The sequence below is a fragment of the Longispora fulva genome, from assembly GCF_015751905.1.
GTDB classification, from domain to species: Bacteria; Actinomycetota; Actinomycetes; order Mycobacteriales; family Micromonosporaceae; genus Longispora; species Longispora fulva.
Window position 1 is genome coordinate 1,851,731 of record NZ_JADOUF010000001.1, and the last position, 20,298, is coordinate 1,872,028.

23 protein-coding genes are annotated in these 20,298 nt (G+C 73.0%); 6 read left to right on the top strand and 17 right to left on the bottom strand.

The genetic code is table 11. From position 1 onward, the window contains the following. Positions 1 to 29 precede the first annotated feature (29 nt). Positions 30 to 599, bottom strand: coding sequence for a copper resistance CopC family protein (locus IW245_RS08140; protein WP_197002568.1), 570 nt, complete (start codon positions 597 to 599; stop codon positions 30 to 32). Between the two features lie 128 nt (positions 600 to 727). Between IW245_RS08140 and IW245_RS08145 the strand changes: the two genes are divergently transcribed. The 6 genes from IW245_RS08145 to hypF all read left to right on the top strand — a co-directional run bounded on the left by IW245_RS08145 (position 728) and on the right by hypF (position 8,075). Continuing rightward, complete coding sequence (locus tag IW245_RS08145) at positions 728 to 1,261, top strand: copper chaperone PCu(A)C (protein ID WP_197002569.1); 534 nt, start codon at positions 728 to 730, stop codon at positions 1,259 to 1,261. Then, a complete protein-coding gene (locus tag IW245_RS08150) occupies positions 1,254 to 2,441 on the top strand; it encodes a Dyp-type peroxidase (protein WP_197002570.1) in 1,188 nt (395 codons plus the stop codon). Before IW245_RS08145 ends, IW245_RS08150 begins: the two co-directional genes overlap by 8 nt. Positions 2,442 to 2,625: 184 nt before the next feature. Next, positions 2,626 to 3,657 (top strand): DNA polymerase IV, encoded by a 1,032-nt coding sequence (locus IW245_RS08155; RefSeq protein WP_197002571.1) that lies wholly within the window; start codon positions 2,626 to 2,628, stop codon positions 3,655 to 3,657. Further along, complete coding sequence (locus tag IW245_RS08160) at positions 3,654 to 4,979, top strand: MFS transporter (protein WP_197002572.1); 1,326 nt, start codon at positions 3,654 to 3,656, stop codon at positions 4,977 to 4,979. The genes IW245_RS08155 and IW245_RS08160 overlap by 4 nt, the downstream gene beginning before the upstream one ends. A 71-nt stretch (positions 4,980 to 5,050) precedes the next feature. Continuing rightward, positions 5,051 to 5,710, top strand: coding sequence for a hypothetical protein (locus tag IW245_RS08165; RefSeq protein WP_197002573.1), 660 nt, complete (start codon positions 5,051 to 5,053; stop codon positions 5,708 to 5,710). Positions 5,711 to 5,807: 97 nt separating this feature from the next. Then, positions 5,808 to 8,075, top strand: a complete 2,268-nt coding sequence (gene hypF, locus IW245_RS08170) for a carbamoyltransferase HypF (RefSeq protein WP_197002574.1) — start codon at positions 5,808 to 5,810, stop codon at positions 8,073 to 8,075. Between the two features lie 60 nt (positions 8,076 to 8,135). On the opposite strand, the gene hypE is transcribed toward hypF, so the two are convergent. The 16 genes from hypE to IW245_RS08245 all read right to left on the bottom strand — a co-directional run bounded on the left by hypE (position 8,136) and on the right by IW245_RS08245 (position 20,295). After that, on the bottom strand, positions 8,136 to 9,224 hold the full coding sequence (hypE, locus tag IW245_RS08175; protein ID WP_197002575.1) for a hydrogenase expression/formation protein HypE: 1,089 nt from the start codon (positions 9,222 to 9,224) through the stop codon (positions 8,136 to 8,138). After that, the gene (hypD, locus tag IW245_RS08180) at positions 9,221 to 10,348 is read right to left on the bottom strand and encodes a hydrogenase formation protein HypD (protein WP_197002576.1); all 1,128 of its coding nucleotides are present in this window, start codon (positions 10,346 to 10,348) and stop codon (positions 9,221 to 9,223) included. Before hypD ends, hypE begins: the two co-directional genes overlap by 4 nt. An 11-nt stretch (positions 10,349 to 10,359) precedes the next feature. Next, positions 10,360 to 10,686: a HypC/HybG/HupF family hydrogenase formation chaperone gene (locus tag IW245_RS08185; protein ID WP_197002577.1), complete on the bottom strand. Its 327-nt coding sequence runs from the start codon at positions 10,684 to 10,686 to the stop codon at positions 10,360 to 10,362. 16 nt (positions 10,687 to 10,702) lie between these two features. Further along, positions 10,703 to 11,212, bottom strand: coding sequence for a YceI family protein (locus IW245_RS08190; protein ID WP_197002578.1), 510 nt, complete (start codon positions 11,210 to 11,212; stop codon positions 10,703 to 10,705). A gap of 4 nt (positions 11,213 to 11,216) precedes the next feature. Then, positions 11,217 to 11,321: a DUF6893 family small protein gene (locus tag IW245_RS42605; protein WP_372445110.1), complete on the bottom strand. Its 105-nt coding sequence runs from the start codon at positions 11,319 to 11,321 to the stop codon at positions 11,217 to 11,219. Beyond that, positions 11,318 to 11,830 (bottom strand): hydrogenase maturation protease, encoded by a 513-nt coding sequence (locus IW245_RS08195; protein WP_197002579.1) that lies wholly within the window; start codon positions 11,828 to 11,830, stop codon positions 11,318 to 11,320. Before IW245_RS08195 ends, IW245_RS42605 begins: the two co-directional genes overlap by 4 nt. After that, a complete protein-coding gene (locus tag IW245_RS08200) occupies positions 11,827 to 13,218 on the bottom strand; it encodes a hypothetical protein (protein WP_233472476.1) in 1,392 nt (463 codons plus the stop codon). Before IW245_RS08200 ends, IW245_RS08195 begins: the two co-directional genes overlap by 4 nt. Continuing rightward, a complete protein-coding gene (locus tag IW245_RS08205) occupies positions 13,215 to 13,856 on the bottom strand; it encodes a DUF6084 family protein (protein WP_197002580.1) in 642 nt (213 codons plus the stop codon). The genes IW245_RS08200 and IW245_RS08205 overlap by 4 nt, the downstream gene beginning before the upstream one ends. Further along, positions 13,853 to 14,470, bottom strand: coding sequence for a DUF5947 family protein (locus IW245_RS08210; protein ID WP_197002581.1), 618 nt, complete (start codon positions 14,468 to 14,470; stop codon positions 13,853 to 13,855). The genes IW245_RS08205 and IW245_RS08210 overlap by 4 nt, the downstream gene beginning before the upstream one ends. Next, positions 14,467 to 15,042, bottom strand: a complete 576-nt coding sequence (locus tag IW245_RS08215; protein WP_197002582.1) for a NifU family protein — start codon at positions 15,040 to 15,042, stop codon at positions 14,467 to 14,469. Before IW245_RS08215 ends, IW245_RS08210 begins: the two co-directional genes overlap by 4 nt. An 11-nt stretch (positions 15,043 to 15,053) precedes the next feature. Beyond that, the gene (locus tag IW245_RS08220; RefSeq protein ID WP_197002583.1) at positions 15,054 to 16,841 is read right to left on the bottom strand and encodes a nickel-dependent hydrogenase large subunit; all 1,788 of its coding nucleotides are present in this window, start codon (positions 16,839 to 16,841) and stop codon (positions 15,054 to 15,056) included. Then, on the bottom strand, positions 16,838 to 17,893 hold the full coding sequence (locus IW245_RS08225; protein ID WP_231398707.1) for an NADH-quinone oxidoreductase subunit B family protein: 1,056 nt from the start codon (positions 17,891 to 17,893) through the stop codon (positions 16,838 to 16,840). The genes IW245_RS08220 and IW245_RS08225 overlap by 4 nt, the downstream gene beginning before the upstream one ends. Beyond that, a complete protein-coding gene (locus tag IW245_RS08230; protein WP_197002584.1) occupies positions 17,893 to 18,615 on the bottom strand; it encodes a D-sedoheptulose-7-phosphate isomerase in 723 nt (240 codons plus the stop codon). Before IW245_RS08230 ends, IW245_RS08225 begins: the two co-directional genes overlap by 1 nt. Next, entirely contained in the window at positions 18,612 to 18,875 is a 264-nt protein-coding gene (locus IW245_RS08235) for a HypC/HybG/HupF family hydrogenase formation chaperone (RefSeq protein WP_197002585.1), read from the bottom strand. The genes IW245_RS08230 and IW245_RS08235 overlap by 4 nt, the downstream gene beginning before the upstream one ends. Beyond that, positions 18,872 to 19,492, bottom strand: coding sequence for a D-sedoheptulose-7-phosphate isomerase (locus IW245_RS08240; protein ID WP_197002586.1), 621 nt, complete (start codon positions 19,490 to 19,492; stop codon positions 18,872 to 18,874). The genes IW245_RS08235 and IW245_RS08240 overlap by 4 nt, the downstream gene beginning before the upstream one ends. 137 nt (positions 19,493 to 19,629) lie before the next feature. Beyond that, the gene (locus IW245_RS08245; RefSeq protein WP_197002587.1) at positions 19,630 to 20,295 is read right to left on the bottom strand and encodes a hypothetical protein; all 666 of its coding nucleotides are present in this window, start codon (positions 20,293 to 20,295) and stop codon (positions 19,630 to 19,632) included. Between the last annotated feature and the right edge of the window lie 3 nt (positions 20,296 to 20,298).

Sequence of the window (20,298 nt, forward strand, 5' to 3'; positions counted from 1 at the left end):
CTCGACCGGACGCCGAGCCCGGGCGGTGTTCAGGTGCGCCGTCGTGGGCTGCTCCAGAGCAGGGTGCCGGCCGCCGCGGCGAGGAGTACGACGCCGCCGGCGAGGAGCCACGGCCAGCGGCGCGGCCGGCCGGGCGGAGTCGCGGTGACGGCGACGTCCGGGTTCGACACGCCGGTCGTCGGGGTCCCGGCAGCCGCCGGCCCGGCGGGCACCGCCCCGTCGGACGCGCCCACCGTGAACGTGAACGCGCCCTCTACCGGGTGGCCGTCCTGCGACACCGTCCGCCAGGCGACCCGGACCTGGCCGGCGGGCAGGCCCGTGACCTGCTGGGTGACCGTCGTACCGGACACCTTCGGCGCGCCGTCCGCGTGCGCCCCTCCCCCGCTGCCGGTCACCACCACCGTCGTGAACTGCTCCTTCAGCGGGTCCGTGAACGTCAACGTCACCGCGGTGACCGTAGCGGGGACCGTCGTCCCGTCCGTGGGGGTGGTGGACAGCAGCCGGGCGTGCGCCGACGCCGGGGTGGCCACCGCCACCGCCGCGACCAGGCCGGCCGTGAGTGTCAGGACCAGCCGGCGGACGGTACCGAGATTCGTCATATGTCGTTGGTCGGCCGGCGGCGGCGAATGGTTCCCGGCGTGGTTCAGGCCACATCCGCCGTCGGGAACCGGTGACGGCCCCGCGGCGACTACCCGTGCGACAGTCCGCTGACCACACAGGAGTCGCCATGCGCCAGCAGTCCACCCTCCGTAGATCCGTCCGGGTCCTGGCCGCGGCGGGCGCGCTCGCCGTCGCGGTCGGGCTGGCCGGCTGCGGGGGGACCGACGCGCCCACCGCGAAGGCCAGCGGGCCGGCCGTGCCCGGGCTGACCGTGGTCGACCCGTGGGTCAAGACGGCCGACAGGGGGATGAGCGCGGCGTTCGGTACCCTGCGCAACGACTCCGACGTCGAGCTGACCGTCGTGTCGGCCACCTCGACGGTGTCGATGTTGGAGCTGCACGAGGTGGTGATGGACGGCGGCAAGATGGCCATGCGGCCCAAGGCCGGCGGGTTCGTGGTGCCGGCGCACGGCAGCCACGAGCTGCGGCCCGGGTCCGACCACCTGATGCTGATGGAGCTGACGTCCCCGGTCCGCGCCGGGGAGCAGGTCCCGTTCACCCTGACGTTGAAGGACGGCCGCACCGTGGCGTTCACGGCACCGGCGAAGCCGTTCGCCGGGGGGAACGAGACCTACGTGCCGTCCCCCGCCGCCCATGGCTGACCCGGTCAGCCGGCGGCGGCTACTGGCCGGCGGGGCGCTCGCGGTGGGCGGGGCGGCGCTCGCGGGGGCAGCGGCCGGTTCGGCGCTGGCGGCACCGGCGGAAACGGCGCCCGTCCCCCTCGGGTCGGCCACCGAGCCGTTCTGGGGGCCGCACCAGGCCGGGATCGCCACCCGGCCGCAGGCGCACGCCGTGTTCCTCGCCCTCGACCTGGGACCCGGCGTCGACCGGGCGGCGGTCGTCCGGCTGATGCGGCTGCTCACCGACGACGCGGCCCGGCTCACCCAGGGCCGGCCGGCGCTCGGCGACACCGAGCCGGAGCTGGCCGCGCAGCCCGCCCGGCTGACCGTCACGTTCGGCTTCGGGCCCGGGCTGTTCCGGGCCGCCGGGCTGCCGAGTCCCGTCGCGCCCCTGCCGGCGTTCGGGATCGACCGGCTGGAGGACCGGTGGTCGGGCGGGGACCTGCTGGTCCAGGTCTGCGCCGACGACCAGCTGACCGTGGCGCACGCGCACCGGATGCTGGTGAAGGACGCCCGGCCGTTCGGGACCGTGCGGTTCGGCCAGCACGGGTTCCGCCGGGCGGCCGGCGCGGGGCCGGTCGGGGCCACCCAGCGCAACGTTCTTGGGCAGCTCGACGGGACGGCCAACCCTGCCGGCGACTCCACGGACTTCGGCGCGGCGGTGTGGATCGCCGACGGGCCGATGGCCGGGGGTACCACTCTCGTGCTGCGCCGGATCCGCGCCGAGCTGGAGGCCTGGGACGCCGTCGACCGGGCCGGCAAGGAGTTCGCCGTGGGCCGCCGGTTGGACTCCGGCGCGCCCTTGACGGGTACTTTCGAGCACGACACCCCCGACCTCACCGCCCGCGACGCGCTGGGCTTCCCGGTGATCGCCGACGGCGCGCACGTCCGGCGGGCGCGCACGACGGAGCCGGGCGCGCGGATCTACCGGCGGCCGTACAACTACGACGGGCCGGCCGGGCCGGACGGGCGACCGGACAGCGGGCTGGTGTTCGCGTCCTACCAGCGGGACGTGGCCGGGCAGTACCTGCCGATCCAGCGCCGGCTCGCCGAGGCGGACCTGCTCAACGAGTGGACCACCCCGATCGGCTCCGGGGTGTACGCGATCCCGCCGGGTGCCGAACCGGGCCGGTACGTCGGTCACCAGCTGCTGGAGTCCTGAGGCCGGGCGGGCGGTCCTCGGCGGCTGGCCCGCGCGCGTCCAGCCGGGTTGTGCGGCACCGGGCCGGTACGTCGGGCACACAGTCCTGGAACCGTGACCGTGCATAAGTTGCATGTGCATCAATTGCGGCGACATGCGCGGGCATTCGCGCGCGCCGTCGGGCGGCGCGGGGCGAGACTGGGGTGTGACCCGTTGGGTGCTGCATGTCGATCTTGACCAGTTCGTGGCGGCGGTGGAGGTGCTGCGCCGTCCCGAGCTGCGGGGCCGCCCCGTGGTCGTCGGCGGGGACGGCGACCCGACGAAGCGCGGGGTGGTCAGCACGGCGTCGTACGAGGCCCGGGAGCGCGGGGTGCACTCCGGCCTGCCGTTGCGGATCGCCGCGCGCAAGTGCCCGGAGGCGGTGTTCCTGGCCGTGGACGCCGACGCGTACCTGGCGGCGTCGGAGGACGTGATGGCCACCCTACGCGGGTTCGACGCCGTCGTGGAGGTGCTGGGCTGGGACGAGGCGTTCCTCGGGGTCGACACCGACGATCCGGAGGCGGTGGCCCGCGAGATCCAGCGCCGGGTGCTCGCGGCCACGGAGCTGCACTGCACGGTCGGGATCGGAGACAACAAGCTCCGGGCGAAGCTGGCCACCGGGCTCGGCAAGCCGGCCGGGGTGTTCCGGCTGACCGGGGACACCTGGTTCGCCGTGCTCGGGGACCGGCCGACGGACGCGTTGTGGGGCGTCGGGTCGCGTACCGCGAAGAAGCTCGCTGCCGCGGGTGTGGACACCGTCGCCCAGCTCGCCGCGGCCGACCCTGCGGACCTGGCCGCACGGTTCGGGCCGGCGACCGGGCCGTGGCTCGTGCGGCTCGGTCGCGGGGAGGACCACTCACCGGTGTCCGACTCGCCTTGGGTGGCGCGGTCCCGGAGCCGGGAGACCACGTTCCAGCAGGACCTCGACAACTGGGACGAGGTGCGCCGCGAGGTCGCCGTGCTGGCCCGGCGGGTCGCCGACGACGTCGCCGGGGAGGACCGGGCGGTCGTACGGGTGGTGGTGAAGGTGCGGTTCGCGCCGTTCGCCACCCACACCCACGGGCACCCGCTGGCCGCCCCGACCACCGACCCGGGCGCGATCGAGGAGGCCGCGTCGACGGCCCTCGACGGATTCGCCGACCGACGGCCGGTGCGGCTGTTGGGGGTCCGGGCGGAGTTTGAGAAGGTGGAACCGTGATCAACACCCCGCGAACGGTCACCCGCACCTACTACGTGCTCGCCCTCGGCAACACGCTCGCCGCCTCGCTGATCTGGGGCATCAACACGATCTTCCTGCTCGACGCCGGCCTGTCCAACCTGGAGGCGTTCGCCGCCAACGCGTTCTTCACCGCCGGCATGGTGCTCTTCGAGGTGCCGACCGGCATCGTGGCCGACATGTGGGGCCGGCGGGTGTCGTTCCTGCTCGGCACCATCACCCTGGCCGCGACCACCGGGTTGTACGTGCTCCTCTGGCACCTACACGCCCCCTTCTGGCAGTGGGCGGTGGTGTCCCTGCTGCTCGGCCTCGGATTCACGTTCTTCTCCGGCGCGACGGAGGCCTGGCTGGTCGACGCGCTGGCCGCCACCGGGTTCACCGGGGCCCTGGAATCCGTGTTCGCCCGGGCCCAGGTCCTCGCCGGGGTCGGGATGCTCGGCGGTTCGATCGCCGGCGGGTACATCGCGCAGATCACCAACCTCGGCGTGCCGTTCGTGGTCCGGGCCGTCGTGCTGGCCGTGATGTTCGCGCTCGCGTTCGTGCTGATGCGCGACATCGGGTTCACCCCGCAGCGGGGCGGCCGGCCGCTGACGGAGATGCGCAAGCTGATGACCGACTCGATCGACTACGGCTGGCGGATCCCGGCCGTGAAGTACCTGATGCTCGCCGCGCCCTTCACCGGCGGCGCGTCGATCTACATCTTCTACGCCCTGCAGCCACACCTGCTCAACCTGTACGGCGACCCGCACGCGTACGGCATCGCCGGCCTGGTCGCCGCGATCATCGCCGGGGCCCAGATCGTCGGCGGGCTGCTCACGCCGAAGGTCCGCACCCTGTTCCGGCTGCGCACCTCGGCGCTGCTGTTCGCCGACGGGCTCGGCGCGATCGCCGTGATCCTGATCGGTGCGATCGCGAACTTCTGGGTGGTCCTCGGACTGATCGTGGCGTGGGGCCTGTTCTTCGCCGCGTCCACGCCGATCCGGCAGGCGTACCTCAACGGGCTGATCCCCTCCCAGCAGCGGGCCACGATCCTGTCGTTCGACTCGCTGATGGGCTCCACGGGCGGGATCGTGGCGCAGCCGGCTCTCGGGCGGGCCGCGGACGTGTGGGGGTATCCGACGTCGTTCGTGCTGGGCGGGGTGCTGTCGGCGTTCTCGCTGCCGTTCATTCTCCGGTCCCGGGCGCAGCACTCGGCCGCCGACCACGGCTCGGAGCCGGGCGGCGGGCCCACGCCGGAGGGCGGGCCGGATGCCGGGTCCGCACCCGGTCCGGGCGTCGGGGTCGAGCCGCCGTCGGGAAATTGACATAGTCACAGCTCGATGTACCTGCCGGTCGTGGCCTGCGCCGGGTGGCGCGGTCCGGCTAGCTTCGGGGCATGGGCATCGACGAACTCGCGGGTGCGGCACTGATGGCGGTGCTGTCCGACCCGGACGGCACCGGCCGCAGCTGGCCGGCGATGATCGTGCGCACCCGGCTCACCGCCGCCCCGGCCGGCCGGGGCGCGCTGGCCGCGCTCGTCGCCGACCCCGACAACGCCCAACTGCGGGCGCTGACCCGGGCCACGATCGCGGCGGACCTGGCGGCGGACCCCGCCTTCACGACCGAGGTGCGCAGGGCGCTGGGGTTCGACGGCCGGCCAGGGCTGTCCCGGGGCGCGGTGGCGACCGGGTTCGTCGCCGTGCTGGCCGTGGTGCTGATGGCGGTCGGCGCGATCGAGTACTGCGCTGCGGCCCGCGCCGTCGCCCTGCGGCCCCTGGAGGGCACCTGGACCGCCCAGGGCCCGAACGCGGGGATCTGGGCGCCGCCGGCCACGCTGACGGTGGGCCCCGACCACCATTTCCGGTACCGGGCGCCGCTCGGGACTGAGGGCGACGCCGGACCGAACACCGTGGACTGCGCGGGGGATGTGGACACCGACGGCGACGGGTTCGTGTTCCGCAGCGCGGCGCGGGGCTGCCGGACGTTCACCGCCACACTGACCGCCGACCGGCACTGGCTGGCCATCGACGGGGCGACGCTGTTCCGGCTACCCTGACCGGCCCGGGCCGACGGGCCTGACCGGACCCCGCGTGCCGGGACCGGGCGAAGCGGATCCGGCCCGCGCCGCGCCTCCGGCGGCGCAGAATACGGGAATGTCGGTCACACGGACCCGGGTCCGGGTCGAGGGCGTGGTGCAGGGCGTCGGGTTCCGGCCCTTCGTGCGGTTGCTCGCCACCAGCCTGAGCCTGGTCGGCTATGTCCGCAACGACTCCGCAGGCGTGCTGATCGAGGTCGAGGGCGCCCCGGTGGCCGTGCGGGAGTTCCTCGCGACCCTGGAGCGGGAGCCGCCGCCCCTCGCGGCGATCGAGCGCGTGACCAGCGGGCCCGTGCCGACCGCGGGCGGGGTCGGCTTCGACATCGTGGCCAGCGAGGCCGGGGCGGCGCGCAGCACGCTCGTCGCGGCGGACACCGCCACGTGCGCGGACTGCCTGCGGGAGCTGTGGGACCCGGCCGACCGGCGGTTCCGGTACCCGTTCGTGAACTGCACGCACTGCGGGCCGCGTTTCACCATCGTGCGCGACGTGCCCTACGACCGGCCGATGACGACGATGGCCGGGTTCGCGTTGTGCGCGGACTGCGAGGGCGAGTACCACGATCCGGGCGACCGGCGGTTCCACGCCCAACCGGTGTGCTGCCCGGCGTGCGGGCCGGCGCTGCGGCTGACCGACCCGGCCGGGGGGCTGCTGGCCGGCGAGCCGGTCGCCGCGGCGGCGGAGCTGTTGCGCCAGGGGGCTGTCCTGGCCGTGAAGGGCTTGGGCGGTTTCCACTTGGCCGTCGACGCCGGCAGTGAGGACGCCGCCGCGGCACTGCGGGCCCGCAAGCACCGGGAGGACAAGCCGTTCGCCGTGATGGTCGCCGACGTCGACGCCGCCCGGGCGTTGTGCGTGGTCGACGACGTCGAGGAACGGCTCCTTGCGGGTACCGGGCGACCGATCGTCCTGCTCCGCCGGCACCCCCACGCCCCGGTCGCCCCGTCGGTCGCACCCGGGAACCCGTTTCTCGGGGTGCTGCTGCCGTACACGCCGCTGCACCATCTGCTGCTCGCCGAGGTCGGGCGTCCCCTGGTGATGACCAGCGGCAACGTGTCCGACGAGCCCATCGTGTACCGCGACGAGGCGGCGTACGCCCGACTCGGCCCCCTCGTCGAGGCGTTCCTCACCCACGACCGGCCGATCCACGTGCGCGCCGATGACTCCGTCGCCCGGGTGTCGGCCGGCCGGGAGCTGCTGATCCGCCGCTCGCGCGGGTACGCGCCCCGGCCCGTCACCGTGCCGTGGGAGTTCCGCCGGCCGGTGCTGGCGTGCGGGGCGGAGCTGAAGAGCACCTTCTGCCTCGGGCGGGGCCGGCACGCGTTCGTGTCCGGGCACCTCGGCGACCTGGAGAACTACGAGACCCTCCGGTCGTTCACCGAGGGCGTCTCTCACCACCGCCGGCTGTTCGACGTGCGGCCGGAGGTGGTGGCGCACGACCTGCACCCGGAGTACCTGTCCACGAAGTACGCCCTCGACCTCGGCGGGGTGGACCTCGTCGGGGTGCAGCACCACCACGCGCACATCGCGTCGTGCCTGGCCGACAACGGCGAGGCCGGGCCGGTGATCGGGGTCGCGTTCGACGGTCTGGGCTACGGGACCGACGGGACGCTGTGGGGCGGGGAGTTCCTGGTCGCGGACCTGGCCGGCTACCGGCGCGCCGGGCACCTGGAGCAGGTGCCGATGCCCGGCGGGGCGGCGGCCGTGCGGGAACCGTGGCGGATGGCGGCGGCGTGGCTGGACCGGGCGTTCGAGGGCGACGTGCCCGAGGGGCTGGGCGTGGCCCGGCGGCACGGGGACCGGTGGGCGGATGTGGTGCGCCTCGGCCGGGCCGGGCTCAGTGCGCCGGTGACCTCCAGCGCCGGCCGGCTGTTCGACGCGGTCGCCGCCCTGGTCGGGGTCCGCGACACGGTCAGCTACGAGGGCCAGGCCGCCATCGAGCTGGAACGCTTGGCGGACGCGGGTCGCGACGGGTCCTACGAGGTGCTGCTCGGCGGCGGGGACCCGTTCGTGGTGTCCGGGGCGGCGATCGTGCGGGGGGTCACCGCCGACGTGCTCGCGGGGACGGCCGGGGCGGTGGTGGCGGGGCGGTTCCACCGGACCATGGCGCGGGTGGTGCTCGCGGGGGCCGTGCGGCTGCGTACCCGGGAAGGGTTGTCGGTCGTGGCTCTTTCCGGCGGGGTGTTCCAGAACGTGGTGCTGCTCGGTGAGGCGGTGGCGCTGTTGACCGACGCCGGGTTCCGGGTGCTCACCCACTCGCGGGTGCCGCCGAACGACGGCGGGATCAGCCTCGGCCAGGCCGTGGTCGCCGGAGCCCGCGACCGGGCGTGAGTCGGCGGCCCGGAACGAGCCCGGGCCGGCGGACCGGATCCGGTCCGCCGGCCGCGCGGTTCAGCAGATCCGGGGCAGCGGGTCCCCGACCAGCATGTCCACGATCCGGGTGCCGCCGAACGCCGTCTTGAGCAGCACCAGGCCGGGCGGGTCCTCGGCTACCCGGCCGATCACCGCCGCCCCGGCCCCGAGCGGGTGCGCCCGCATCGCCGCGAGGGCTACGTCGGCCTCCGCCCCGTCGACGACGGCGACGAGCCGGCCCTCGCAGGCGACGTACAGCGGGTCGATGCCCAACAGCTCGCACGCGCCGCGCACGTCCCGGCGGACCGGAATCGCCTCCTCCCGCACGATCACGGCCGTCCCGGACGCGGCGGCGATCTCGTTGAGGACCGTCGCGACGCCGCCCCGGGTGGCGTCGCGCAGGCAGCGCACCCCGTCAGTGGCGTCGAGCAGGGCGGCGACCAGGCCGTGCAGGGCTGCGGTGTCGGAGGTGACGTCGGAGGAGATGTCCAGCTCGCCCCGGGCCAGCATGACGGTCACGCCGTGCTCCCCGACCGGGCCGGACACCAGCACGACGTCGTCGGGCCGGGCGGCGGCGGCGCTGAACGCGCCCTCGCGTTCGACCACCCCGACGCCGGCCGTGGTGATGTAACAGCCGTCGCCCTTGCCGCGCCCGACGACCTTGGTGTCGCCGGTGACGATCGCGACCCCGGCGGCCGCGGCGGCCCTGGCCATCGAGGCGGCGATCCGGCGCAGGTCGGCCACCGGGAAACCCTCCTCGAGGATGAAGCCGGCCGACAGGTACAGCGGGCGGGCCCCGCACACCGCCAGGTCGTTGACCGTGCCGTTGACCGCGAGGTCGCCGATGTCGCCGCCGGGGAAGAACAGCGGGGACACCACGTAGGAGTCGGTGGTGAACGCCAGGCGCGCGCCGTCGACGGCGAACCGGGCCCCGTCCTCGAGGGGTTCGAGCAGCGGGTTGCGGAACTCCTCGAGGAACACCGCGTCGATCAGGGTGTGGGTGGCCTTGCCGCCGGCCCCGTGCGCGAGGGTGATGCGTTCCTCGCGGACCGTCGGCCGGCGGCGGCGGGCCCTCTCGATCCGGTCGAGGACCTGCTGTTCGCGGTTGATCAGGGGAAGTTCCCTCATGCGCGCGTCGCCTCCCGGACCCGGTCGCGGCTGAACCTGCCGAAGTTGTAGTACGCGGCGCAGGCCCCCTCCGAGGAGACCATGCACGTGCCGATCGGGGTCTCCGGCGTGCACGCGGTGCCGAACACCTTGCACTCCCACGGCTTGAGCACGCCCTTGAGCACCTCGCCGCACTGGCACGCCTTGGGGTCGGCGACCCGCACGCCGGGCACCTCGAAGAGCCGTTCGGCGTCGAACCGGGCGTACTCCTCGCGCATCCGCAGCGCCGAGTGCGAGATGAAGCCGAGGCCGCGCCACTCGAAGTAGGGCCGCAGTTCCATCGTGCGGCCGATCGCGGCCAGGGCGACCGGGTTGCCGTCCCAGGGCACAACCCGGGAGTACTGGTTCTCCACCTCGCACCGCCCCTCGGAAAGCTGGACGAGCAGTTGGTGGACGGACTGCAGGATGTCCAGCGGCTCGAACCCTGCGCACACCAGGGGTTTGCCGTAGTCGCGCGCGATGAACTCGTACGGCCGGCAGCCGATCACCGTGGACACGTGCCCGGGGCCGATGAACCCGTCGAGGCGCAGGTCCGGGGAGTCGAGGATGGCCTTGATGGCCGGGATGATGGTGACGTGGTTGCAGAAGATCGCGAAGTTGTCGACGCCCTCGGCCTCGGCGCGCAGTACCGTCATCGCGGTGGACGGGGCGGTGGTCTCGAAGCCGATCGCCATGAACACCACCCGCCTGTCCGGGTTCTGTCGGGCGATCTTCAGGGCGTCCAGCGGCGAGTAGACCATCCGGATGTCGGCGCCGGCGGCCATGGCGTCGAGGAAGGAACCCTGGCCGCCGGGTACGCGCATCATGTCCCCGAACGAGGTCAGGATGACATCGGGCTGCTCGGCGATGTGCATCGCGTCGTCGACCCGGCCCATCGGGATCACGCACACCGGGCAGCCGGGGCCGTGCACGAGGGTCACGGACTCGGGCAGGTAGTCCTCCAGGCCGTGCTTGTAGATGGTGTGGGTGTGCCCGCCGCACACCTCCATGAACTTGTACTGCCGGCCCGGCTCGCACAGTGCCGCGATCCGGGCGGACAGGGCCCGGGCGACGTCGGCGTCGCGGTACTCGTCAACGAAACGCACGCGAACCTCCCTTACTCGGCGGCGGACGCGGGGGCGGCCAGGTCGGCCGGGCGCGGGATGAACACGTCGTGCTCGACGATCCGGGAGTCGGCGAACGCCGCCAGCTCGTCGGCATAGGCCTGGCCGATGCCCTCCAGGAAGTCCAGCGCCGACCGCGCCTCGGCCTCGTCGATCCTGGACAGCGCGAAGCCGACGTGGATCAGGATCCAGTCGCCGGGCGCCAACGCCTCCTCGACGAGGCCGATGTTGATGGCCCGGCGGACGCCGCTCACGTCCACCAGGGCCAGGTCCGGTTCGGCGAGGATCTCCACGATCTCACCGGGAATGCCCAGGCACATCCGGGTACCACCTCTCTCAGTCGACTGCGCGTACCGCCAACAGACGGACGCGGACCGTCACGTCCGGGTGGACCCGGAGCATCAGGATCCTCGGCGGGTCGATCCCGAAGTCGCGGACGTCGAAGGCCCGCTCCCCCGTGATCTCCACCGTGTCGGGGTCGGGGAAGACGACCAGCACCTCGCCGTCGACCGTCCGGGTCACCCCGTGGAACGTCAGATCGCCGCGCACCCGGTAACCGCCGGCCGTCGCGGTGACCTCCCGGACCTCCGCCGTGATCTCCGGGTACCGGCGGGCGTCCACCCGGCGCAGCAGTTCGCCGTCGTAGAGCCGGTTGCCGGACCGCAGCCGACCGACCGCCAGCCGGAGCCGGCCGGTGGGCCGCGGTTCCAGGAGCACCGTGCCGCCGTCGACCTCCAGGTCCAGCGCGCCGGTCACCCCGTCGGCCTCGCCGTGGATCGGGTGCACGCTGGTCCGCGCGTCGATCCACACCCGGGAGCGGTCCGGCAGGATCCGGAAGGTCGCCACCGGCTCACATCCGGCGGATCCGCAGGTACCGCCGGATGTCGGGTAACGCGAGCACCACGGCCACGACCGCGCCGGCGAGCACCACGCCGGCCACCACCCGTCCCATCATCGGACTCCCCCTCTCGTGTGATCCTCTGCCGCCTCCGCGGCCAGGGCCCGGACCAGCAGCACCGCCTCGTCCACGGCCGCGGCGACGGGCGGGCTCAGGCCGATCCCGTCGCCCAGGTCCTCCGGTTCGCAGCCGACAAGCAGCACCCGGCCGATGTCGGCACCCATCCGGTGCAGCAGGGCCAGGACGGCGTCGGGCTGCATGCCGTGCGCGTCGAGCAGTACCTGCGGGGCGGACCCTGCCGGTGGTCCAGCCAACTCCGCCGACAGGTCCAGGGCGTAGACCGTGCCCGGGGGTTCGCCCCGCGACGTCGCGTCGACCAGGATCGCCGTGTCGTACCCGGACAGCAGCTCGTAGGCCAGGTGCACGCCCCGGATGCCGAAGTCCCCGACCTCGGCACCGGCGGGCAGGTCCCCTTCGGCGGTCAGCCTGCGGGCCACCTCGACCCCGAAGCCGTCGTCGCCGAGGAAGATGTTGCCGAGGCCGGCGACGAGCACCCGGGCGGTCACGGGGACACCCCGTCCGGTCGCAAGGGTTCGACCTCGTCCGGGGAGAAGTACAGGTATCGGCCGTGCCAGCGGTGCAGGTCCGCCGCCGGGTCGTCGTCGAGGGTGACGGCCAGGTAGCGCACGTCGTCCACGTCGAGGAGCACGGCCTCGACCGTGGCGTCGCGGCCGGCGAGGAAGATGTCCTGCGCGTCGGAGCGGCGTGCGCCCGGACGCAGCCGGACCCGGGTGCCCCTGGCCACGGCGACCCCGGCGACGGTGACGCTGTCGCGGTCCGGGTCCACGGCGGCGTCGGCGGCCGGGTCCCACCACGGGGCGGCGCCCGGGTCGAAGAGGCCGACCTGGGCGGTGGCGGAGGCGCGGTCGTGGGTCGGGGACGTGGTGCGGCGTAGGTAGCGGACCGCGCCGTGCAGCCGGTCCAGGACCTCGGCCGGCATCGTGTCGACCCGGTCCAGGATCGCCGCCGCCCGGTCGTCGGTGGCCCGCGCCTCCCGCTTCTCCGCGTCGGTGAGCGTCATCGTGCGCAGGGTCAGGATCTCGTCGATCTCCAGCGCGTCGAACAGGTCCCCTGGGCTCTCCGGGGCGATGTGCGGGTGGTCGTACAGGATGATCGGGGAGGACAGGACGACCTCGTGGCCGGGTTCGCCGACGAGTACCGGATAGGTGTGTTCGTTGTGGCACGACGCCGCCGCCGGCCGGGCCCACTCCGGGGGTTCCAGAAGCGACACGAAGGTGCCGTTGCCAGCGGCGAGCAGGGTGTGCGCGGAGATCAGGGCGCGGCGCAGCGCCCGGTCCCGCCCGGGACGGCCGTCCCCCGCGGAGGCGTTGGCGACCCGGACCCGGAGCTTGAGCAGGCCGTACGGGCCGTCGAACCGCTCGGCGGACACATGCACGTCCAGCCGGACCGGCCACCGGCGCCGGACCAGCCGGCCGACCTCCGCACCGGTGGCGTCGAGGACGGGTTCCACGTCGCGGCCCTCGGGGACGTCGAACCGGATCACCCGCTCCTCGTCGAGCAGGTCGTGCACCGACAGCGCGGCGTCGCACTGCCGGTCGACGGCCTCCTCCCAGGTGAGCACGTCGCGGCCGTCGACCGGCAACGACTCGACGGGTACGTACCCCGCCGGGTCGCGGCGCTCGACGGTGCGCGCCTGGAGCTGCAGGAACCGCACCCGCAGCCGCACGGTCGCGTCCGGGCGGGGTTCCAGCAGGCACTCGGTGACCGCGGCCGACGGCTCGCCGCTGGCCTCGGCGTAGCGGGGCGGGACGAGGACCCCGAACTGCCAGCGGGCCTGGTTCTTGGCCGCCGACGCCCGGTACGGGTACAGCAGGTACCCCTCGTAGAGCACGGCGTCGGCGACCCGCAGGGCCGCGTCGAACACGTCGGTCACGGCGCGGCTCCCTCGTGTTCGCCCAGCAGGGTCTCCACGGTCTCGTCCCAGCCGGTCAGCGCCGCCCGGGACCGGTAGTTCTGCAGGGCGCTGAGCGTGTCGCGGCGCAGCCGGATCCAGCCCTCGCCGGGGAAGTACCGGTCCATCAGGTCGCGCCAGACGGCGACCGGCAGCCGGTAGCGGGCCTCGTGGTGCCACGGGACCTGCTCCACGGACAGACCGCCCGGGCCGGTGGTGAACACCGTGCCGCTGAACAGGAACAACAGCGGGATCTCCCCGTCGTCGAGGGCGTGGAAGTACTTGGCGGCGGCGACGTCGAAGTCGTAGGTCACCGGCACGGCCAGGGTCACGTCCGTGGTGTCAGCGAAGCCGGCGACCAGGGTCGAGCTCTGGGCGAACTGGAGCGGTAGGAGGGTCTCGCCCCACCGGGCCGGCTCGCCGAACACGTCGTTGAGCAGTTCCGTCTCGGCCGGGGCGTAGTGCCGGCCCCGGGGTTCGATCCGCAGCTGGCAGCGCAGGGCCAGGGTGTGCACCCGGACGCCGGTGGACTCGCCGATCCGCAGGGTGAACAGGAGCGTGGGCGCCACGCCGTGGGGCTCGGGCCGGGCGTCGACGCAGGCGAAGGACAGGTCGCTCATCCGGTGCCCACCACCCGGCTGCGGGCGCGCAGGTCGGTGAAGAAGGTGTCGATCGCCGCCCACGCCTCGGTGCCACCGTCGAAGCCCTTCCAGTGCGTGCGGACCAGGCCGACGAGGCGGTAGCACGCGTCGATCGGGACCAGGAAGCACTCGAACCCGTCGGCGGTCCGGCGGACCAGGACGGCCTCCACGTCGTCGGCGGCCGGCGGCAGGTGCGGGTTGGCGGCCAGCACCCGGTCCCAGGAGTCCACGTCCAGCAGGGACTCCGTCGCGCCGGCCGGGCTCGGGTAGAACGCGACCGGGCGGCCCAGCGCGGAGTTGCGGAAGAAGAACGCCATCCGGACGGGGATCCGCAGCACCTCCCAGTCCGCGTCGGTGAGCACGAAACCGGCGGCGCGCACGTACCGGTCGGGCACCCTGCGGTACCGGCCGCCCGCCGCGCCCTCCAGCGCGAACAGCGAGGCGCAGTCCGGGCAGGCGCACAGCAGGCCCCGGTTCTCGGTGTCCACGACGTGCGGGTGCCCGGCGAGCAGGGTCCTGGCGCACATCTCGCAGCGTTCCACCCGGGGCGTCGCCGGCAGGGGCGCGCGGAACCGGCGTAGTCCCGTGGTCATGGCCGCGCCCCGGGTACAGGGCATTCCAGGCCGGACAAGGGCAGGTCGGGGAGCCTGGCCGCGACGTACCCGGGAGTGGGTTGGATCTGGAGGAGGTTTCCGCCGACCGGGGGCGGTGCCACGGTGCCCTCGACGTCGACCCGGGTCACCTCCGGCGCGGCCCGGCGCACCGCTGTCTCGATCGCCGTCGTCGCGGTGACCGTGGACGACGGGCAGCCGTGGCAGGTGCCTTCCAGCCGGAGCCGGACCACGCCGTCGTCGTCCACGCCGAGGAGTTCCACGCCCCCGGCGTGCGAGCCGAGGTAGGGCCGGACCTCCTCCAGGGCGGCCGTTACCCGCTGCGTCGTGTCCCGCGGGTGCAGGTCGTGCACGACGAGCAGTTCGGACACCACGGGGTCGGCGGCGAGCCGTTCCAGGACCCCGGTGTCGCGGGCCACGGCGGCGATCCGGGTCAGGGCCTCGCCGTAGAGGCCGACGAGCAGGCGGACCAGCTCGTCGGCGCGCGCCGGGTCGGTGCTTTCGGCGACCAGCCGCTCGATCCGGGTACCGGTGGCCCCGACGTCATAGGTCACGTGCCCTCCGCTCAGACGGCGTTCATCATCGTGGGCGAGTGCATCTTCTGTAGCGTCTTGCCGTCGCCGAGGTACATGTGCACTCCGCAGGGCAGGCACGGGTCGAAGCTGCGGACGGCGCGCATGATGTCGATGCCCTTGAAGTTCTCCGGCGTGTTCTCCTCGAAGATCGGCGTGTTCTGCACCGCGTCCTCGTACGGCCCCGGCGTGCCGAACGAGTCGCGCACGCTGCCGTTCCACGGCGTCGGCGGGTACGGGTGGTAGTTGGCGATCTTCCCGTCCCGGATGACCATGTGGTGCGACAGGACGCCCCGCACGGCCTCGGTGAAGCCGACGCTGACCGCCTCGTCGGGCACGGTGAACGGCGACCAGGTGTCGGTGCGCCCGGCCCGGATCTCGACCAGCGCCTTCTCGACGAAGTGCAGGGCGGCGGCGGCCATGTACGCCTGGAAGTACGTCCGGGCCCGGTTGCGTTCGATGGCGTTGCTCCACTGCGGGATCTTCCACTCGAAGCTGACCTCGGGCTTGGTCATGGTCCTCGGCAGGTTGATCTGCACGCTGTGCCCGGTGGACACGACGTACCCGCCGATGTTCACCAGGCCTGCCAGGGCCGTGGACCACAGCCGGGCGATCGGACCGCCGCCGGTGTCCAGGGCCAGGTGGTCGGTGCCGTCGAACCAGCGCGGCGACATCACCCAGCTGTAGTTGTCGCCGAAGTCGCGCTTCTGCGGGTGCGGGATGGTGTGCTGGTTCCACGGGTGCCGGGGGTCGACCGGGTTGCCCAGCGGGTCGTGGGTGACGAACTGCTCGCGGCCGACCCAGTCGTCGTAGTAGGAGCTGCCCAGCAGGATCCGGATGCCCAGGTTGATGTCCACGAGATCGGTGGTCACCAGCCTGCCGTCGACCACGACCCCGGGGGTGACGAACATCTTCCGGCCCCAGTTGGTCATGTTCTCGTACTTGAAGTCGCAGTGCTCCGGGTCGTTCAGGCTCCCCCAGCAGCCGAGGAGCACCCGGCGGCGGCCGACCTCCTCGTAGCCGGGCAGCGCCTGGTAGAAGAAGTCGAACAGGTCGTCGTGCATGGGGACGACCTTCTTCATGAACTCCACGTAGCGCATCAGCCGGGACAGGTAGTCGGTGAACAGCTGGATGGTGGCCACGGTGCCCACGCCGCCCGGGTACAGGGTGGAGGGGTGCACGTGGCGGCCCTCCATCAGGCAGAACATCTCCCGGGTCATCCGCGACACCTGCAACGCCTCGCGGTAGAACTCGCCCTCGAGCGGGTTGAGCGAGCGCATGATGTCGGCGATCGTCCGGTAGCCGTGCTCGGCGGCGTGCGGCGAGGCCGTGTTCTCTGCGAGCGCGAGGACGCCCGGGTTGGTCTCCTTGACCATCTTCTCGCAGTAGTCGACGCCGACCAGGTTCTCCTGGAAGATGTTGTGGTCGAACATGTACTCGGCCGACTCGCCCAGGTTGATGATCCACTCGGCGAGGTGGGGCGGGCGTACCCCGTAGGCCATGTTCTGGTTGTAGACCGAGCATGTGGCGTGGTTGTCCCCGCAGATGCCGCAGATCCGGCTCGTGATGAAGTGCGCGTCGCGCGGATCCTTGCCCTTCATGAAGATGCTGTAGCCCCTAAACACCGATGAGGTGCTGTAGCACTCGGCGACGGTCTTGTTCGCCCAGTCGATCTTCGTGTAGATGCCGAGGCTGCCGACGATCCGGGTGATCGGGTCCCAGGCCATCTCGATGAGACCGTCGCCGGGCCGTTCGGGCGCCTTCCGCGTGGTACTGGTCATCGCGCGCTGCCTTTCGGACGCTGGTATCCGGTGTCGAGATCGGGGCCGGTGTGCCGCCAGTGCGGTTCCTTGTCGAGGGTGCGGGCCGTGAAGCCGCGCAGGAAGCGCACCATCCCGCCCGAGACGTTGCTGACCTTCGACGACACCTTCGCGCCCGGCGGCTCGTCCATGAACGGCATGAACTTGTCCGGGAACCCCGGCATCGTGCAGCCGATGCAGATCCCGCCCACGTTGGGGCAGCCGCCGATGCCGTTGATCCAGCCGCGTTTGGGCACGTTGCACTTGACGACCGGGCCCCAGCAGCCGAGCTTGACGATGCACTTCGGGGAGCCGTACTCCGTGGCGAACTGGCCCTGCTCGTAGTACCCGGCACGGTCGCAGCCCTCGTGCACGGTCGCGCCGAACAGCCACCGCGGGCGAAGGTGCTCGTCCAGCGGGATCATCGGGGCCTGGCCGGTGGCCTGGTAGAGCAGGTAGAGGATCGTCTCGGACAGGTTGTCGGGCTGGATCGGGCAGCCGGGCACGCACACGATCGGGATGCCGGCCTTCGACGTCCACTCCCAGCCGAGGTAGTCGGGCACGCCCATCGCCCCGGTCGGGTTACCGGCCATGGCGTGGATGCCGCCGTACGTCGCGCAGGTGCCCACCGCGAGGACCACCAGCGCCTTCGGGGCGAGGCGGTCCAGCCACTCGCTCGTGGTCATGGGCTGGCCGGTGGCGGGGTTGTTGCCGAAGCCGCACCAGTACCCCTCGTCCTTGATCGCTTCGTTGGGGATCGACCCCTCGACGACCAGCACGAACGGCTCCAACTCGCCCCGGTCGGCCTTGTGGAACCACTCGATGAAGGTGTCGGCGCCGGTCTCCGGGCCGCACTCGTAGTCGATGAGCGGCCAGTGCACCGCCACTTTCGGCAGCCCCGGCAACGCGCTGAGCGCGATCTCCTCGATGCTCGGCTGGGTCGCCGCCGTCAGGGCCACCGAGTCGCCGTCGCAGCTCAGGCCGGCGTTGATCCACAGAATGTGGACGACCGGGTCCTCTGTCAGTGTCGCCATCACACCTCACCCCCAGGGAGATGTCGTACTCGCGCCGCGGGCCGGGAGCCCGGGTCGCCGTGCGTGGGGAGGTCGCGCCGTGCGGGCAGCTGGTCGACGACCAGCTGCCACAGGACGTGGTAGAGGGTGGTCTGGGCCTCCTGGATCCGGTGCACCGAGGCGGACGGCACCACGAAAAGGTGGTCGATGGTGTCCAGCTCTGCCATCACGCCGCCCTGCCCGCCGGCGAGGCCCACGGTGCGCAGCCCGCGCCGGGCCGCCTCGTCGAACGCCCGGACCAGGTTCTCGGAGTTGCCGCTGGTCGACAGGCCCAGGGCGATGTCACCGGGCCGGCCGAACGCCGCGATCTGCCGGGCGAACACCACCTCGAAACCGACGTCGTTGGACAGCGCGGTCACGACGGCCACGTCGCTGGTCAGAGCGATGGCCGGCAGGGGACGGCGCCCGCCGCCCGGATGCATGAACAGCGTCGCCACGTCCTGGGCGTCGGTGCAGCTGCCGCCGTTGCCGAACGCGAGCAGCCGCGCGCCGGTCGCGAACGCCACGGCCAGGTCGTGCGCGCACGCGAGCAGCCGGTCGCCGTCGCGGGCGAACAGGGCGTGCCGCAGGGCCGTGATCTCCCGGGTCTTGTCGACCGTCGACTGCCGGACGGCGGCGAGGACGGACTGCAGGTCGCCGCTGGTGGCGTACAGGAACGGGTACAGGGCCTCGATCGACGTCATGGCGTGGCCGCCTGTTCGGCGAGGACGGCGTCGGTCGCACGCGCGGGGGCCTCGTCCTCGCGTGGGAGGACCGCGATGGCCTCTTTCGCGTGCACCAGGACGGTGTCGCCGACCCTGGCGGTGACCAGGGCGACGCTGACCTCCTCCAGGTCCCCGCCGCCCGGGTCGACCAGGGCCAGCCCGTCGTCGAGGAGCTCGGCGATCCGGACCGGCACCGCCTGGTCGGAGCACGTGACGCAGACGTCGTCGTGGCAGTTCACGACACCACCGCCGGGCCCAGAAGTCCCGGCTGCTCCAGGAAGACGTGGGTCAGTTCCCACAGGATGTGGTACGTCGTCACGTGCACCTCCTTGACCACCCGCGGATCGCCGGACCGGGCCACCAGGGCGTGCGCGACGGCCGGGCTGACCGCGAGCGCCCCGCCGTCCCCGCCGGTGAGCGCGACGGTGAGCAGCCCGAGCCGGTGCGCCTCCTCCAGGCCGCGCCGCACGCTCGCGCACCGGCCGTCGGCGGAGATGCCGAGCGCGATGTCGCCCGGGTCGGCGAGCAGGCCCAGTTGCAGGGCGAACACCTCGTCGAGGCCCTCGTGGTCGGCGATGCCGGTGAGGGTGGCCACGTCGGCCGTCAGCGACAGTGCGGGCAGGGCCCGCTTCCCGACGATCACCGGGTGGACGAACTCGACGGAGACGTGCTGGGCGTCGGTGGCCCGCGGGCCGGTGCCGAAGACGATCAGTTTGCCGCCGCCGTGGAACCGGGCGGCCATCGCGTGGCAGGCCCCGGCGACCAGGGCCGCGTCGGCCGCCAGGTCCTCGACCGGGGCGTCCCGCTCGGCGAGTAGCCCGGTGAGGACGGACGCCGACGACGATGGTTGAGCCATCGCAAGCCTTCCTCGCAGGGGCATGACCCCTCGGCGGACATGGCCACTGCGATTCGTGCAGCTCAGGCGATAATATCGACGAAATCCGGCCAAGGGGCGCAAACCGAGATTGCGACCGGAGCGTCCGATTCGGTGGGTCAGCGATGCCGGGAGCAGTACTCGACGTGCAGTTCGGCGAACGGACGGCGGCGGTCGGTCCCGGCCCTTCCCATCAGGATCTCCGCGCAGCAGTGCGTGTCGGGAACCTGCGCGATGTGCGCCGGGCAGTCCTCGGCGAGAGTCCGGATCTGCTCGCCCGCCAGCTCGAACGCCGCCCGGCTGCCGGTCAGGAACAACGTGTCGGCGGCGACATCCCAGCGCAGGTGGTCACGGAACCCGCGGTGGTGTCTCCGGTCGTGGGCCGCCGGCCCGAGTGCCGGGAGCACGGAGGACGGCAGTGTCACCTGGTGCGGGGTGCCGGGGCCGAGTCGGGCGCGGACGTCCTTCCACCGCGACACCGGAAACGCGAGGCTGTGGTGCAGCAGTACGAGGTCGAGCGGGAGTTGACCGGGCTCCCGCTCGCTGTCGGGACGGGCGGCGCGGAGCGGCAGGTGGACCAGAGTGTGCGGCGAGCGGGCCGCGAGGGCCCAGGCCATCGCGAGATCGACCGTGGCGGCCTTGTCGACGGTGAGCTGCGCGCCGAGCCGGCCCTCGTAAAGCATCGCGTGCCGGATCGGACGGGCCGGCCTCAGGACGCGGTACTCTCGCGGCCCCAACCGCACCGTGTCGATCACCGTCCGCCAGGTCACATCCGCCAACCGCACCCG

Excerpts from the sequence above, each read along its gene's own strand:
- IW245_RS08140 (WP_197002568.1), bottom strand. The coding sequence starts at position 599 with ATGACGAATCTCGGTACCGTCCGCCGGCTGGTCCTGACACTCACGGCC.
- IW245_RS08145 (WP_197002569.1), top strand. The coding sequence starts at position 728 with ATGCGCCAGCAGTCCACCCTCCGTAGATCCGTCCGGGTCCTGGCCGCG.
- IW245_RS08150 (WP_197002570.1), top strand. The coding sequence starts at position 1,254 with ATGGCTGACCCGGTCAGCCGGCGGCGGCTACTGGCCGGCGGGGCGCTC.
- IW245_RS08165 (WP_197002573.1), top strand. The coding sequence starts at position 5,051 with ATGGGCATCGACGAACTCGCGGGTGCGGCACTGATGGCGGTGCTGTCC.
- hypF (WP_197002574.1), top strand. The coding sequence starts at position 5,808 with ATGTCGGTCACACGGACCCGGGTCCGGGTCGAGGGCGTGGTGCAGGGC.
- hypE (WP_197002575.1), bottom strand. The coding sequence starts at position 9,224 with ATGAGGGAACTTCCCCTGATCAACCGCGAACAGCAGGTCCTCGACCGG.
- IW245_RS08185 (WP_197002577.1), bottom strand. The coding sequence starts at position 10,686 with ATGTGCCTGGGCATTCCCGGTGAGATCGTGGAGATCCTCGCCGAACCG.
- IW245_RS42605 (WP_372445110.1), bottom strand. The coding sequence starts at position 11,321 with ATGATGGGACGGGTGGTGGCCGGCGTGGTGCTCGCCGGCGCGGTCGTG.
- IW245_RS08205 (WP_197002580.1), bottom strand. The coding sequence starts at position 13,856 with ATGAGCGACCTGTCCTTCGCCTGCGTCGACGCCCGGCCCGAGCCCCAC.
- IW245_RS08210 (WP_197002581.1), bottom strand. The coding sequence starts at position 14,470 with ATGACCACGGGACTACGCCGGTTCCGCGCGCCCCTGCCGGCGACGCCC.
- IW245_RS08220 (WP_197002583.1), bottom strand. The coding sequence starts at position 16,841 with ATGACCAGTACCACGCGGAAGGCGCCCGAACGGCCCGGCGACGGTCTC.
- IW245_RS08225 (WP_231398707.1), bottom strand. The coding sequence starts at position 17,893 with ATGGCGACACTGACAGAGGACCCGGTCGTCCACATTCTGTGGATCAAC.
- IW245_RS08230 (WP_197002584.1), bottom strand. The coding sequence starts at position 18,615 with ATGACGTCGATCGAGGCCCTGTACCCGTTCCTGTACGCCACCAGCGGC.
- IW245_RS08240 (WP_197002586.1), bottom strand. The coding sequence starts at position 19,492 with ATGGCTCAACCATCGTCGTCGGCGTCCGTCCTCACCGGGCTACTCGCC.